The organism is Streptomyces sp. SLBN-31 (genome assembly GCF_006715395.1).
Lineage (GTDB): Bacteria > Actinomycetota > Actinomycetes > Streptomycetales > Streptomycetaceae > Streptomyces.
In genome coordinates this window covers 582,980-596,747 of the sequence record NZ_VFNC01000001.1, presented here as the reverse complement: position 1 = coordinate 596,747, position 13,768 = coordinate 582,980, and the positions used below count along the sequence as shown (strand labels likewise).

The 13,768-nt window shown below is 72.4% G+C and carries 14 protein-coding genes; 7 read left to right on the top strand and 7 right to left on the bottom strand.

Annotated elements, in window-relative coordinates; translation table 11 throughout:
• Positions 1-2 precede the first annotated feature (2 nt).
• Both FBY22_RS02880 and FBY22_RS02875 read right to left on the bottom strand, forming a co-directional pair.
• Positions 3-1,409, bottom strand: a complete 1,407-nt coding sequence (locus FBY22_RS02880) for a DUF3152 domain-containing protein (protein WP_142142324.1) — start codon at positions 1,407-1,409, stop codon at positions 3-5.
• Positions 1,410-1,417: 8 nt separating this feature from the next.
• Entirely contained in the window at positions 1,418-2,500 is a 1,083-nt protein-coding gene (locus FBY22_RS02875) for an alpha/beta fold hydrolase (protein WP_142142323.1), read from the bottom strand.
• Between the two features lie 173 nt (positions 2,501-2,673).
• On the opposite strand from FBY22_RS02875, the gene FBY22_RS02870 reads away from it, so the two are divergent.
• The 4 genes from FBY22_RS02870 (at position 2,674) to FBY22_RS02855 (ending at position 4,718) form a co-directional block, all read left to right on the top strand.
• Positions 2,674-2,898: a hypothetical protein gene (locus tag FBY22_RS02870; RefSeq protein WP_142142322.1), complete on the top strand. Its 225-nt coding sequence runs from the start codon at positions 2,674-2,676 to the stop codon at positions 2,896-2,898.
• Positions 2,899-3,102: 204 nt separating this feature from the next.
• Entirely contained in the window at positions 3,103-3,747 is a 645-nt protein-coding gene (locus FBY22_RS02865) for a TetR/AcrR family transcriptional regulator (protein ID WP_058923384.1), read from the top strand.
• Between the two features lie 199 nt (positions 3,748-3,946).
• Positions 3,947-4,174, top strand: coding sequence for a DUF3107 domain-containing protein (locus FBY22_RS02860; RefSeq protein WP_142142321.1), 228 nt, complete (start codon positions 3,947-3,949; stop codon positions 4,172-4,174).
• A 274-nt stretch (positions 4,175-4,448) separates the two neighbouring features.
• On the top strand, positions 4,449-4,718 hold the full coding sequence (locus FBY22_RS02855) for a hypothetical protein (RefSeq protein ID WP_142147309.1): 270 nt from the start codon (positions 4,449-4,451) through the stop codon (positions 4,716-4,718).
• Positions 4,719-4,775: 57 nt separating this feature from the next.
• Here the strand turns inward: FBY22_RS02855 and FBY22_RS02850 are convergent, their stop codons facing one another.
• Positions 4,776-5,513, bottom strand: coding sequence for a ferritin-like domain-containing protein (locus tag FBY22_RS02850; RefSeq protein ID WP_174267072.1), 738 nt, complete (start codon positions 5,511-5,513; stop codon positions 4,776-4,778).
• A 468-nt stretch (positions 5,514-5,981) separates the two neighbouring features.
• On the opposite strand from FBY22_RS02850, the gene FBY22_RS02840 reads away from it, so the two are divergent.
• Positions 5,982-8,765 carry a DEAD/DEAH box helicase gene (locus tag FBY22_RS02840; RefSeq protein WP_142142318.1) on the top strand — a complete coding sequence of 928 codons (2,784 nt, stop codon included), beginning with the start codon at positions 5,982-5,984 and terminating at the stop codon, positions 8,763-8,765.
• A gap of 481 nt (positions 8,766-9,246) precedes the next feature.
• Positions 9,247-10,146: an alpha/beta fold hydrolase gene (locus FBY22_RS02835; protein WP_142142317.1), complete on the top strand. Its 900-nt coding sequence runs from the start codon at positions 9,247-9,249 to the stop codon at positions 10,144-10,146.
• On the opposite strand, the gene FBY22_RS02830 is transcribed toward FBY22_RS02835, so the two are convergent.
• Positions 10,143-11,036 carry an NYN domain-containing protein gene (locus tag FBY22_RS02830; RefSeq protein WP_174267071.1) on the bottom strand — a complete coding sequence of 298 codons (894 nt, stop codon included), beginning with the start codon at positions 11,034-11,036 and terminating at the stop codon, positions 10,143-10,145. The two genes, FBY22_RS02835 and FBY22_RS02830, sit on opposite strands and share 4 nt — an antisense overlap.
• Before the next feature lie 182 nt (positions 11,037-11,218).
• Between FBY22_RS02830 and FBY22_RS02825 the strand changes: the two genes are divergently transcribed.
• Positions 11,219-11,371: a hypothetical protein gene (locus FBY22_RS02825; protein WP_142142316.1), complete on the top strand. Its 153-nt coding sequence runs from the start codon at positions 11,219-11,221 to the stop codon at positions 11,369-11,371.
• A gap of 83 nt (positions 11,372-11,454) precedes the next feature.
• Here FBY22_RS02825 and FBY22_RS02820 read toward each other — a convergent pair whose 3' ends face one another.
• The 3 genes from FBY22_RS02820 to FBY22_RS02810 all read right to left on the bottom strand — a co-directional run bounded on the left by FBY22_RS02820 (position 11,455) and on the right by FBY22_RS02810 (position 13,716).
• Positions 11,455-12,060: a MarC family protein gene (locus tag FBY22_RS02820; RefSeq protein ID WP_142142315.1), complete on the bottom strand. Its 606-nt coding sequence runs from the start codon at positions 12,058-12,060 to the stop codon at positions 11,455-11,457.
• 47 nt (positions 12,061-12,107) lie between these two features.
• Positions 12,108-12,965 (bottom strand): PHP domain-containing protein, encoded by an 858-nt coding sequence (locus FBY22_RS02815; RefSeq protein ID WP_142142314.1) that lies wholly within the window; start codon positions 12,963-12,965, stop codon positions 12,108-12,110.
• A 109-nt stretch (positions 12,966-13,074) separates the two neighbouring features.
• On the bottom strand, positions 13,075-13,716 hold the full coding sequence (locus FBY22_RS02810; RefSeq protein ID WP_142142313.1) for a DUF6758 family protein: 642 nt from the start codon (positions 13,714-13,716) through the stop codon (positions 13,075-13,077).
• Between the last annotated feature and the right edge of the window lie 52 nt (positions 13,717-13,768).

The window sequence follows — 13,768 nt, the reverse complement described above, 5'->3', positions numbered from 1 at the left end:
CGTCAACTCCCGGGATACGGCCAGGGGTTGGGCAGACAGTGGATCCCGTCGTGGTCGAGGAACTTGGTCTGCTGCTGCATCACGGGCGCCAACTGGCCGTTCTTGCTGCAGCTGACGTGGCCGTAGCCGAGCCGGTGGCCGACCTCGTGATTGATCAGCATCTGCCGGTAGGCGTGGATCCGGTCGCCGTACGTCTTCGACCCCTGGGCCCATCTGTAGGCGTTGATCATCACTCGCTCGGTGGACGCCGAGTCGCACGAGACGTTGTCCTCGGTGGTGTCCAGGCCGGACTTGGCGCACCACGTGGCCGTGGTTCCGGGGCTGGCGAGCGTGATGACGAAGTCGGGTTTGCCGCTGTCGACACGCTCGAAGGTCCGGGCGCCGTCGTGGGCCCAACTGCGGTCGTCGTTGAGCGTCTTCTGGACGGCCTCGGCGAAGAGGGCCCCGTCCAGCCCCAGTCCCCGTTCCACGTCGACGCGGTACGTGTACTTCCGGCCCTTGCCGGGCGCCCGGTCGGTGCCGGGGACCGTGTCGAACTTCCCCGGGCCCCGGAGCGTGGCGCCCAGCGCGTACCTCTGGCCCATCGCCTGTTCGTACGTCAGCGTGGCGACGCTCGGCGACGGTGCCGCCGACGGAGTCGACCGCACGTCCCGCGCCTGGTCGGTGGCCGACTGCGTGCCCACGGCGGTGTCGTCGCGTCCGTGCGTGACCTGGCCCGCCACCACGACGGCCAGCACGGTGGTGACCGCGGCGGCCGCGATCCCGGTGAACGTCCGCCCCTTGGAGCCGGTGTTCTGCGCGGGGACGCCGGTGGGCGGCGCGTCGTCCTCGTCGCCGTCCGTATCGGCGGGGACACCTGCGCCGCTACGGGGGGTCCGCTCGGCGACGGAGGGATACGGGTCGGCGGCGTGCGCGGAGACACCGGAACGGCGCGCGAAGACGTCGTCGTCCTCGTCCTCGTCGAAGGCGTCGAGGTAGTCCTGCCGGGGGCCGAACCGAGGCTCTTGCCGCTGCCGCGGTATGGCCAGACCGGGCCCGGCGGAGGATCCGCGTCCGGCGGAAGGTCCGTACGAGGGTCCGCGTCCGGCGGAGGGCGCGCGCCCGTTACCCGCCTGCCCCCGCAACTCGCCCCAGGCACCGCCGGGTTCACGCTGCTGGGTGTGTCCACCACGGACCTGGGGCATGCCGCGGGCCGGCGTGCCGTCGGCGAATCCGGGCACGCCGCCGGCAGGTGTGCCGTCGGCGGGGCGGGGTACCCCTCGTGCGGGCGCGCCGTCAGCCCGCTGCGCCGCCCCGCGCTCTTGTGCGCCCGGCGGCCCCTGCGCGGCCCGGTTCCCGCGACCGGCGCGCTCGGCCTCGGCCTCGCTCTTCGCCGCGGGAGCACTCCCGCGGCGGCTGTGGCGTCCCACGTCGCCCCTCAGCTCCCCGCGCTCTCGGCAGCGGCCTCGTTCTCACGCACGACCTCACCGTAACCAACGGAAGCCGGCCCATGACCCGCCTCGCCCGCACGGGCCCGGCGGCTCCTGGAGGGTACGCCGTCCGGCAACTGCCCGGTCTCTTCGAGGAGTTCGAGGAAGGCCCGGGCCACGGTGTCCGGGTACTCCATCATCGCCACGTGCCCCGCGTCCGGCATGGTCAGCAGGCGGGAGTCACGGAAGGCGTGGGCCGCCCTGCGGGCCATGCGGAAGCCGACGAGCTGGTCCCGGCCGCCGTAGATGAGCAGGGTGGGGGCGAGGACGCGCTCGGCCTGGCGCCACAGGCCGTGCTGGCCGCCCAGGGTGTACGCGTTGACGATGCCGCGCGCGGAGCGCGTCATCGCGTCCCAGAAGTACGGCAGCCGGAGCCGCCGCTCCATCTCCTCGACGGCGTGGCGGAAGCCCTCCGGCGTCACCCGTCCGGGGTCGCCGTAGCAGAGCGCCATGACCCCGGTGACGCGCTGCTCCGCGGACCACTCCCGGGTGAGCCGGTAGAACAACGCGGCCACTCCGGGCAGCGCCAGCAGTCCGGTGGGCACCGCGCTGCGCTGGACGCGGATCTCGGGCAGGGCCGGAGACACCAGGGTCAGGGTCCGCACCAGGTCGGGCCGCAGGGCCGCAACGCGCGTCGTCACGGCACCGCCGAGCGAGTTGCCGAAGAGGTGCACGGGGCCCCGCCCGGCCGCGTCGAGATGACGGATCACCGCGCGCGCGTGCCCGGTGACCGAGTAGTCGCCGTCGTCCGGCGGCGGTGAGTCGCCGAAACCCGGCAGGTCGAGGGCCTCGCCGTCGACGACGCCCTCCAGCTCCTGCATCAGCGCCGACCAGTTCTGCGAGGAACCGCCGAGTCCGTGGACGTAGAGCGCGGGCGGCAGCCCCTCGCGCGCGGGCGGTCTCGCACGAATGGTGAGCGTGATTCCGGGCAACCCGACCGACCTGAGCCGCTCGCCCTCGGCGACCCTGACGGGCGTCACCTTCGGGAGCACGTTGATCGCCGGTACGGACGGCAGCTCGGTCGAGGACATGCGGCAATGTTACGAGACGATCACGTACTGGTTCATGTGTTCGCCGTCACAGATGACAACAGGTGACGTGCGGATCGCATGGCGTCCGCATCGGGTGTTGCCTAGGCTCGTACAGAGGGCACCCGCTGTGGCCCCTGCTTCTCCCAGGGACGTTCGTAGGAAGGGAGCCCACCATGACCGTAGACCCCACCGATCCCGAGACGTTCGCCGACGAAGAGGCCCGCAGGGCATCGGAGTTCGACGTCGAGGCACCGGAGAACGACGCCGCCGAGCAGCAGGCGGACCTCACGCCGGACCAGGACGACCCGCTCGACGACGTCGACCCGGCCCGCGCGAACGAGGCCGACCTCGTCGAGCAGCGCCGGATCGTCTCCATCGACGAGGACGACTACCGCTGACCAGGGACGCGAGTGCGCTCATGGGCGCCACCGAGCAGGAAAGGAGCCCTCGCCTGCCCACTCCGCCCCGGTCTGAAACCCCCCGTCCGGCTTTCGCCGCCGTCCGGTACGTGAAATTCTGCGCTCGCACCGCGCGCTCAGGGTTACCGAAAAGTACGATGGCCGCGCGGCGCACACCGCATGTGGACGAATTTGGGAGGCGGCGTGACAGCCATCGAGCAGACAGAGGCGGCGCGCCCGAGGGGCACGCGCCTGCCGCGCCGAGCCCGACGGAACCAGCTGCTGGGCGCCGCCCAGGAAGTCTTCGTGGCACAGGGTTACCACGCGGCCGCGATGGACGACATCGCCGAGCGCGCCGGTGTCAGCAAGCCGGTGCTCTACCAGCACTTCCCGGGCAAGCTCGACCTCTACCTGGCCCTGCTGGACCAGCACTGCGAGTCGCTGATCCAGGCGGTGCGCAGCGCGCTGGCGTCGACGACCGACAACAAGCAGCGCGTACGGGCGACCATGGACGCCTACTTCGCGTACGTCGAGGACGACGGCGGCGCGTTCCGCCTGGTCTTCGAGTCGGACCTGACGAACGAGCCGGCGGTGCGCGAGCGCGTCGACAAGGTCACGAACGAGTGCGCGGAGGCGATCTGCGACGTGATCGCCGAGGACACCGGCCTCTCGCGCGCGGAGTCGATGCTGCTGGCCTCCGGGCTCGGCGGGCTGGCCCAGGTCGTGGCCCGCTCCTGGCTGCACAGCGACCGCAGTGTCCCGCGCGACCAGGCGGTGCAGCTGCTGACCTCGCTGGCCTGGCGCGGCATCGCGGGCTTCCCGCTGCACGGCACGGACCAGAACCACTGACCGGCACGCGCGCGTGGGCGTCGTACAGGACACCACGTCACTGAGGGCATGCACGCGCGCGTGAGGGTCGTTTGTTCCCGTCGGCTGTTCGCTCCTGGCGTTCTCGTGCGGAACGTGTACCTCCCCTCACCGGGCTAATGTGTGCTGGGTACGGCGCGGATTGGTCGCGCACTTCACCGACCGTCGGAGGGACATAGCCGTGGAGGTCAAGATCGGCGTGCAGCACGCGCCCCGCGAGATCGTTCTGGAGAGCGGTCAGAGTGCCGAGGAGGTCGAGCGGATCGTGGCCGAGGCACTGGCCGGGAAGTCGCAGCTGCTGACCCTCGTGGACGAGCACGGCCGCAAGGTCCTCGTCCCGGCCGAGCGCCTCGCCTACGTCGAGCTCGGCGAGCCGGCCCCGCGCAAGGTGGGCTTCGGCGCGCTGTAGTCACACGCGACGAAGGGCCCGGCGACCGTAGAGTCGCCGGGCCCTTTCGCGTTCCGTTGGGCCGCCACGAGCGGATTCCCCCCTCCGCGGCGAGCGGAGTCCCTCCTCCACCCCGAGCTGATCGCCTCCTCACCCCGAGCGGATTTTCTCCTCCACGGATGGAGCACAGGTCGTACACAGAGGAGGATTGCATTCCGCAGGTCACGGGTATGACGGGCTACGACCGTGATACGCGCCTTGCGCGCTGTGTGGCCGTGTGGGAGGGAACCTCATGATGTTGATCGAAGCACTCGGCTCCGCTCTGCTCGGTCTCGTGCTGGCGTGGACGGCGAACCGCCGCCTCGCCCACCGTCTGCCGGCCCGTTCCCTGGTCCTGGCGACCGGTGTCGCCGGAGCCCTCTTCGGCGCCTTCCTCACGCACAGCGCCTTCGACCCCGGCAACTCCCTGCTCGTCCTCATCGGCGCGGCGATCGTCTCGGCGGCGTCCCTGTCCCTGCTCCTGCGCCCCGCGGGAAGACTCCGCCGGCGCCAGGCACCGGCATAGATCCTCCCGACGACGGCCGGGGAAGCTCACCATGAGCTCCCCCGCCAGGGGCCTGCGCTAGGCGGCCAGTCCCAGCGCGGCCATCCGCTTGGTGTGCGCCTCGGTGATCCGCGAGAACATGCGCCCCACCTCGGCCAGATCGAACCCGTCGGCCACCCCGCCCACGAGCATGGTGGACAGCGCGTCCCGGTCGGCGACGACCCGCTGCGACTGCGACAGCGCCTCGCCCATCAACCGCCGTGCCCACAAGGCGAGTCGGCCGCCGACCCGCGGATCGGCGTCGATGGCGGCGCGCACCTTCTCCACCGCGAACCCCGCGTGCCCCGTGTCGTCCAGGACGGCCAGGACCAGCTCCCGCGTGTCCGAGTCGAGGCGGGCCGCGACCTCGCGGTAGAAGTCGCTGGCGATCGAGTCACCGACGTACGCCTTGACCAGCCCCTCCAGCCAGTCCGACGGTGCCGTCTGCTTGTGGAAGCCGTCCAGGGCGGCGACGAACGGCTCCATCGCCTGGGTCGGCTCCTCGCCGATCTCGGTCAGCCGGTTGCGCAGCCGCTCGAAGTGGTGGAACTCGGCCGACGCCATCTTCGCCAGCTCCGCCTTGTCCGCCAGCGTCGGCGCGAGTTTCGCGTCCTCCGCGAGCCGCTCGAACGCCGCGAGTTCGCCGTAGGCGAGCGCGCCGAGCAGGTCCACGACGGCGGCCCGGTACTGCGGTTCCGCGGAGGCCGTGGCCCAGTCCTGGGCCGCCACTCCGGTGTGCTCGGCGGGTGCGTCAGAGGTGTTGTCAGGCGTCGTCATGAAGCGCACAATAGTCCGCTCGCCGGGCTGCGGAAGGCCCTGGTCAATCAGTGTGATGACGGCTACGTGACCAAATCGGCCATCGCATGTGCGCGATTCCGGGGTACAGTGGTAATGCGCCTGCCGAGGACTCGACAGGCCGCACGTATGAGGATGCCCGGTCGGTGGCCCGATCGGCTCCGACCCGACAGACCTCCCAACCGTACGGCACATCGCGTACGGCCTCCGGAGGGACACCCTCAGCGGTACGAGCGCTAGAGCGTCGGCAGTGGTCCCGTGCCCTACGGCCATCCCGTAAGGCAGCCGACGTCCCCGGCACGGTCCGTCAAGACCCCCGCGCTCGCCTCGCACCGCGCACACAGAAGAGGCAGCACCCTGACTACGACGTTCAGAGATCTCGGAATCCTTCCCGAGACCGCCGAGGCCCTCGAGGCCGTCGGCATCATCAACCCCTTCCCCATCCAGGAGATGACCCTCCCCGTCGCCCTCTCCGGCACGGACGTCATCGGCCAGGCCAAGACCGGCACCGGCAAGACGCTGGGCTTCGGCCTCCCGCTCCTCGAGCGCGTCACCGTCCCCGCGGACGTGGAGGCGGGCCGCGCGAAGCCCGAGGACCTCACCGACACCCCGCAGGCCCTCGTCGTCGTCCCCACGCGCGAGCTGTGCACGCAGGTCACCAACGACCTGCTGACCGCGGGCAAGGTGCGCAACGTACGCGTTCTCGCCATCTACGGCGGCCGGGCCTACGAGCCCCAGGTCGAGGCCCTGAAGCAGGGCGTCGACGTGGTCGTCGGCACCCCGGGCCGGCTGCTGGACCTCGCGGGCCAGAAGAAGCTCAACCTCAGCCACATCAAGGCGCTCGTCCTCGACGAGGCCGACGAGATGCTCGACCTGGGCTTCCTGCCCGACGTCGAGAAGATCATCAACCTGCTGCCGGCCCGCCGCCAGACCATGCTGTTCTCGGCGACCATGCCGGGCGCGGTCATCGGTCTCGCGCGCCGCTACATGTCGCAGCCCACGCACATCCGCGCCACCGCGCCGGACGACGAGGGCAAGACGGTCGCGAACACCGCGCAGTTCGTCTACCGCGCGCACAACATGGACAAGCCCGAGATGGTCGCGCGCATCCTGCAGGCCGAGGGCCGGGGCCTGGCCATGGTCTTCTGCCGTACGAAGCGCACCGCGGCCGACCTCGCCGACCAGCTCAAGCAGCGCGGCTTCGCCGCCGGAGCGGTCCACGGCGACCTCGGACAGGGCGCCCGTGAGCAGGCGCTGCGCGCCTTCCGCAACGGCAAGGTGGACGTCCTCGTCTGCACCGACGTCGCCGCGCGCGGCATCGACGTCGAGGGCGTGACGCACGTCATCAACTACCAGTCGCCGGAAGAGGAGAAGACGTACCTGCACCGCATCGGCCGTACGGGCCGCGCGGGTGCGAAGGGCACGGCGATCACGCTGGTCGACTGGGACGACATCCCGCGCTGGCAGCTGATCAACAAGGCGCTGGAGCTGAACTTCAACGACCCGCCGGAGACGTACTCCACCTCCCCGCACCTCTACGAGGAGCTGAGCATCCCCGCCGGCACCAAGGGTGTCCTGCCGCGTGCCGAGCGCACGCGCGCGGGTCTCGACGCGGAGGAGCTCGAGGACCTGGGTGAGACCGGCGGCCGCGGTGCGCGCGGTCGCGGTGGCCGGGGTGGCGACCGGGGCGGCCGGGGCGAGTCCCACTCCGCCGACCGTGAGCGTCCGGCGCGTACGCCGCGACGGCGCCGTCGTACGCGCGGCGGGGCGCTGACGGACGACGCGGTCACGTCGGAGACGACGGCCCCGGCCGAGGTCACCGCGCCCGAGGAGGCCACGGGTACCCGTACCCCGCGCCGACGTCGCCGCACCCGCAGCGGGGCGTCCCAGGAGCCGCTGACCGCCACGGCGACGGCTCCGGAGACCACGCCCACGCAGGCCGCGACGGCCGCCGAGTCCGCCGTGGAGACCGCCGAGGGCCCCACCTTGGACGGCGCTGCGGAGAGCGCGGCGAAGCCGCGCCGCCGCCGCACCCGCAAGTCCGCGGAGCCGACGGTGGTTTCGGCGGAGACGACCGTCGCCGAGACCCCGGCCCCGGCGGTCGCGGAGCCCGAGGCGTCGGAGGCCAAGCCGCGTCGTCGTACGCGCAAGGCGACGGCAGCCGCGGAGACCGCGCTGGACACGGCCGAGGGGGCTCCGGCGACCGAGTCGGCCCCGGAGGCGACGCAGACCACCGCGCGCCGCCGTACCCGCAAGGCCGCGGCGAGCACGGAGACGGTCGCAGAGACGGCGGAGGCCGCCGACGCCAAGCCGCGCACCCGTACGCGCAAGGCGGCGGCCGCCGCGGAGACCGCCGTCGACACGGCGGAAGCCGTCGAGGCCAAGCCGCGCCGCACCCGCAAGAAGGCCACGGCCGCCGAGCCGCTCGCGGACACCGCCGAGGCCACGGAGCCGAAGCCGCGTACCCGCACGCGCAAGACGGCGGCTGCGGTGGAGGCTCCGGTCGACACGGCGGAGGCCGTGGAGGCCAAGCCGCGCACGCGCACCCGCAAGGCTGCGGCCGCCGCGGAGACCGCCGTCGACACGGCGGAGGCCGTCGAGGCCAAGCCGCGTACCCGTACGCGCAAGAAGGCCGCCGTGGCCGAGGTCTCGGCCGAGATCCCGGCGCAGGCCGCCGACGAGCCGGACGCCAAGCCGCGCACCCGCGCCCGTAAGGCCGCGGTGGCGGCCGTCGACACGGCGGAAGGCGCCGAGGCCAAGCCGCGTACCCGTACGCGCAAGGCGGCGGCGACCGCGGAGACGGCGCTCGAGACGGAGGGCGTGGAGACCAAGCCGCGCACCCGCAGGAAGGCCGTGGCGGCCGAGGCTCCGGCCGAGACCGCCGAGGCCGCGCCCCGTCGGCGTACGCGCAAGGCCGCCGAGTCGGTCGAGGCCGGCACGGCGCCCGAGGCCGCCGAGGCCAAGCCGCGCACGCGCACCCGCAAGGCCGCGGCCGCCGCGGAGACCGCCGTCGACACGGCGGAGGCCGCCGAGGCCAAGCCGCGCCGCACCCGCAAGAAGGCCGTCGCGGCCGAGATCCCGGCCCAGGCCTCCGAGGAACCGGAGCCCAAGCCCCGGACGCGCACGCGGAAGGCCGCGGCGTCCGCCGAGGCTCCCGCCGACGCGGCCGAGGCCAAGCCCAGGACGCGCCGCACCCGCAAGGTGGCGGCCACCGCGGAGCCCACGGAGAGCTGACCGCTCACCCACCCGACGGCCCGGCCCACATCACGTGGCCCGGGCCGTCGGCGTCTCCACCCCGCGGGCGCCCTGGCCGTCGGCGTCTCCACCCCGCGGGCACCACAGCCCCCGGCGGCCGACCCGTGCGGCACACCCGGGCAAGCAGCCCGCTCCGGCCGGGACCGCCGCGCCCGGCCCGCCACACCCCTGCGCACAGCCCGCGCCCAGCACACCCGGGCAAGCACCCTGCTCCCCCGCCCCGCGGCACTCAGCCCGCCGCCACACCCCCAGCGCCCAGCCCACGGCCAACACACGCCGGGCAAGCAGCCCGCTCCCGCCGCACCGCGACACCCAGCCCGCGACACCACGAGCGGCCGCCCCACGCCCAGCACACCCCGCGACCCGGACCCGGCACGCAGCACACCCCCGCGACCCGGACCCGGCACCCCACCCCGCCCGCCTCCCCGCCCCCTCCCCCCGGCCGGATAACCTCACCCCTATGAGCAGGCCTCCGTCCTTCACCCCGCCGCCCGGTGCCCGTGCGTATGACCTGCGTACCGGGCGTGGGGAGTTCGCCGTCGTGGATGCGCCCGTTGCGGCCGGCGTTGCCGAGAAGGGCACCGTTCTGCTGCTTCCCGGCTTCACCGGAAGCAAGGAGGACTTCAACCCCCTGCAGGCGCCCCTCGCGGCCCGCGGCTACCGGACCGTCGCCGTGGACGGGCGGGGGCAGTACGAGTCCGACGGCCCGGAACACGACGAGTCGGCCTACGCGCAGAGCGAGTTGGCGCAGGACGTCCTCGCGCAGGCCGCCGCCCTGGGCACGCCGCTCCACCTCGTGGGCCACTCCCTCGGAGGGCAGATCGCCCGGGCGGCCGTCCTGCTGGACCACTCCCCCTTCCGCTCGCTCACCCTCATGGCCTCCGGCCCCGGGCACATCTCCGCCTCCCAGCAGCAGCGGGTCAAGCTGCTGCGCGACGCCCTCGCCGTGATGTCGATGGCCGAGGTGTGGGAGGCGATCCAGGCGATGGAGGCGCCCGAGGAGACCGACACCGGCGAGCTCGACGCCGGTCTGGACGACCAGGAGGACCTGCGGCGCCGCTGGCTCGGCAACAAGCCCGCCCAACTCCTCGCCACGGGCCGCCAGTTGTGCGTCGAGCCGGACCGTGTGGCGGAACTCGCCGCCGTGCCGCTGCCCTTCCACGTCCTGTCGGGAGAGCGCGACGACACCTGGCCCGTGCCGCTCCTGGACGACATGGCCCAGAGGCTGCGCGCCCACCGCACGGTCATCGAGGGCGCCGAGCACTCCCCGAACACCGACAGGCCCCTCGAAACGGCCCGCGCGTTCGCCGACTTCTGGGACGGGACGGGCGCCGCCCAGGGCGGGAGCGGCGTCGGCTAGTACTGCGTCTGCAGGTGGTCCCAGAACCCGTCCCGCAGCGCCCGCCGCAGATCCGCCTGCCCGCGCAGCGAGTACTGCAGCAGGCCCTCGGCCTCGACCAGCAGGTCCTGGTCCACCGAGCCCGGCAGGTACGGATGCCCGGGCAGCAGCTCGACCAGCGATTCCCGCCCCCGGGCCGCCAGCCACTTCGCGGCGATCTGCGCGCCGACGAAGCGGACGTTCTCGCGGGTCGGCCGGGTGGTGCCGGCCTCGTAGGCGGGGGCGGTGCGCCGGGCGACGTAGGGCTTGAAGAAGTCGAGGTCGAGGGTGCGCTGGCTGTCGACCTCCCAGAGCAGGGGCTCGGCCTGGTTGCGGCCCTCGGGTGCCTCGATGCCCCACAGGTGGACCCGGGCGCCGTACCCCTGCGCCGCCTCGACCGCCGACACCAGGTCCTCGTCGCCGCCCAGCAGTGCCGCGTCGCTGATCGCGCGGTGCCGGGCCAGGGACTCCAGGTCGGTCCGGATCAGTGAGTCGACGCCCTTCTGCTGGTTGTTGGCGTTGAGGTTGCCCAGCCGGACCTTGACGTCGGGGAGCTCGGCGATCGACTGCTGCTCGGCAGTGTGGATGCGGCGTCTCGCGCCGTCGTACCAGTAGACGCGCAGCAGCCGGCTGTCCGCGAAGATCGTGCGGGCCCGGTCGATGAGTGCCTCGATCAGGCCCTCGGCGTCGAGGTCGAAGGCACGGCGGTCCTCCGTCCCGGCGACCAGGCGCCCCGCGGCCGCGTACAGGTATCCCGCGTCGACGAAGATCGCATGCGTCGAGGGCGTCTTCGCCACCTCGGCGAGCATGCGCTGCAGCAGCTCGTTGGTGCGGTCGATGCGGGCACTGAGGGCCGCGAGGTCGTCGTTCATCGCCTCCATTGTCCCGGCGGTCACGCTGCGAACACAACCGGTCCCGGTCGGTCTCGTCCAGCCGTCTCGACGGTCCCTTACCGGCTAGTAGTTAGCTGTTCGAAAAATTTCCTTAGCGTAGGGAATGTTTGTAACACGCAGCCCGTTGACTGAATCAGAACCACGAGACGAAGGGAGAGGCCATGCGCTTCGAAATCATGCGACTCGACGAGGTCGACGGAACGCCCGTGGACAGCACCGTCGTGGATGCCGCCTCCGTCAACCGAATCGTCCAGCAGGCCGCCGCCATCGGGCAGCGACTCTGGATCCGTCCGGCCGACACCACGGCCTTGTAACAGACACTGACGCGGATCACCGCCGAAGCTTCGAAGCCCCTGTACGGCACTGACGCCGTACAGGGGCTTTGCGCTTACGGGGCTCAGGCGCCCTTGATCACCTGCGTGACCCCGTTGATGATCTGCTGCACGGCGATGGCGGACAGCATCATGCCCGCGAGCCGTGTCACGAGGACGACGCCACCGTCCTTGATGATCCGGATGATCAGCAGCGAGTAGCGCATGACCAGCCACAGCACGACGTGGATCGCGAGGATCGCGCACCACACCGACACCTGCGTGGCCATGCTGTCGGCCTTCTGCACGGCGAGGATGACGGACACGATCGCGCCGGGTCCGGCCAGCAGTGGCATGCCCAGCGGTACGAGGGCGACGTTGACGTCCTTGGTCTGCTTCGGTTCGTCGGTCTTGCCGGTGAGCAGGTCCAGCGCGATCAGCAGGAGCAGCAGCCCGCCCGCGATCATCAGCGCGGGCACCGAGACGTGCAGGTAGTCGAGGATCTGGTGGCCGAGGACCCCGAAGACGGCGATGACCCCGCCCGCCACGCAGACGGCCTGGAAGGCCATGCGCTTCTGCACCTTGCCGGGGCGCCCGGCGGTCAGGGCGAGGAAGATCGGGGTGATCCCGGGGGGATCCATGATGACGAAAAGGGTCAAGAACAGGGAGCCGAAGACGGCGAGGTCGAACATGAGGGCCTAGCTGAGTGACGAGGGTGAGCGGGGAGGCGGGGTGGTGCTCAGGCCCCGCCGGTCCCGGGAACGGGGAACGCCCCGGTCGCCCGCCGCGTGATCTCGCCGTACACCTCGGGGTCGGTCGTGTACTCGCCGAGGACACACGTCTTGCGGCTGCCGTGGTAGTCGCTGGACCCGGTGACGAGCAGCCCGAGTTCCCGCGCCAGACCCCGCAGCCGCGCCCGGGTGTCGGGGTCGTGGTCCATGTGCTCGACCTCGATGCCGTCGAGTCCGGCGGCGGCCATCTCGGCGATCGTCGCCTCGGGCACGGTACGGCCACGCTTGCTGGCGCCCGGGTGCGCGAAGACAGTGACCCCGCCCGCGGCCTTGACCAGCCGGATCGCCTCGAAGGGGTCGGTCTCGTGCTTCTCGACGAAGGCCCGGCCGCCGTCGGCCAGCCACTCGGGGGTGAACGCGTCGCTCACCGTCGCCACCACGCCCAGTTCGACGAGGGCGGTGGCGACGTGCGGCCGTCCGACCGACCCGTCCCCGGCGATCCGCCGCACCTGCTCCCAGGTGACCGGCACGCCGAGCTCGTTGAGCCGGGCGACCATGCCCTGGGCGCGGGGCACCCGGTTGTCCCGCACGAGCTCGCGCTCGGCGAGCAGGGCCGGCTCCTCGGGGTCGAAGAGGTAGGCGAGCATGTGCATGGAGACGCCGTCGACACGGCAGGACAGCTCGGCCCCGGTCACGAGCGTGAGGCCCGCGGGCAGCGCGGCGGTGGCCTCGACGTGCCCGCGGGTGGTGTCGTGGTCGGTCAGCGCGACGACGTCCAGCCCGGCCGCGGCGGCGTTGCGCACGAGTTCGGCGGGGGTGTCCGTACCGTCGGAGGCCGTGGAGTGGGTGTGCAGGTCGATGCGCACGCGGCGGGCTCCAGGCGGTGACGGGACGGATCGGGAGGCTCAAGGATAACCGGATTTACGGACGCCTCTGTCACACCCGAATCCACTGTGCGCCCCCTACAGCCGACGCTCAGGGTTTCAACAGTCTGGGTGAGAGCGCGCCGCAGGGAACGAGCTCGACCTCGGCCCCCGCGTCCCGCAGATCCGTCAGCACCAGTTCGTCGTACATCAGCAGCCCCGACTGCTCGGGCCACACCACGGCCCACAGCCACATCCCCCGCGCCTCCCCGGCGAAGACCGCGCGGTCCTCGGGGGTGCCGGAGACGAGCCACAGCGGGGTCGGCCGGCCGCCGGCGAGCACCTTGGCCTCGGACGGCTTCTCGACGTTCAGGTAGGGCCCCGGGTCCGGTCCGTCGACGCCCGCGTACCGCGCGCCGAGTCCGACCCCCAGCTCCTCGGCGACGAGGATCAGCTCCCCCATGCCGCCGAGCGGGCCCGGCCCCGAGCAGGCCACCGCGGTGGCCCGGCCGCCGTGCCGGTCGTCGCCCGCGCAGGCCACACCCGTGAACAGCCAGCCGACCGGCAGGGGCCACGGCATCCACACCGGCACCTGCGTGCGGTGCACCACGACGCTGAGGGCCTCGACGCTGGGCGGGACCACGGGCTGCACCGGGTGCACGGTGCCGTGCGCATCGCACTGCCAGGAATCGGCGAAGAGTCCGGGAGCCCTGACCCGGCCACCACACTTCGGGCAACTGGGTTCGCCCCTCATAGGGCCCCACGGTCCTACCACTGCTCCGCCACGTCAAGGACGATCACCCGTC

Coding starts and splice junctions, on each gene's coding strand:
- FBY22_RS02875 (WP_142142323.1), bottom strand. CDS start 2,500: ATGTCCTCGACCGAGCTGCCGTCCGTACCGGCGATCAACGTGCTCCCG.
- FBY22_RS02870 (WP_142142322.1), top strand. CDS start 2,674: ATGACCGTAGACCCCACCGATCCCGAGACGTTCGCCGACGAAGAGGCC.
- FBY22_RS02855 (WP_142147309.1), top strand. CDS start 4,449: ATGTTGATCGAAGCACTCGGCTCCGCTCTGCTCGGTCTCGTGCTGGCG.
- FBY22_RS02850 (WP_174267072.1), bottom strand. CDS start 5,513: ATGACGACGCCTGACAACACCTCTGACGCACCCGCCGAGCACACCGGA.
- FBY22_RS02840 (WP_142142318.1), top strand. CDS start 5,982: ATGACCCTCCCCGTCGCCCTCTCCGGCACGGACGTCATCGGCCAGGCC.
- FBY22_RS02835 (WP_142142317.1), top strand. CDS start 9,247: ATGAGCAGGCCTCCGTCCTTCACCCCGCCGCCCGGTGCCCGTGCGTAT.
- FBY22_RS02830 (WP_174267071.1), bottom strand. CDS start 11,036: ATGAACGACGACCTCGCGGCCCTCAGTGCCCGCATCGACCGCACCAAC.
- FBY22_RS02825 (WP_142142316.1), top strand. CDS start 11,219: ATGCGCTTCGAAATCATGCGACTCGACGAGGTCGACGGAACGCCCGTG.
- FBY22_RS02820 (WP_142142315.1), bottom strand. CDS start 12,060: ATGTTCGACCTCGCCGTCTTCGGCTCCCTGTTCTTGACCCTTTTCGTC.
- FBY22_RS02810 (WP_142142313.1), bottom strand. CDS start 13,716: ATGAGGGGCGAACCCAGTTGCCCGAAGTGTGGTGGCCGGGTCAGGGCT.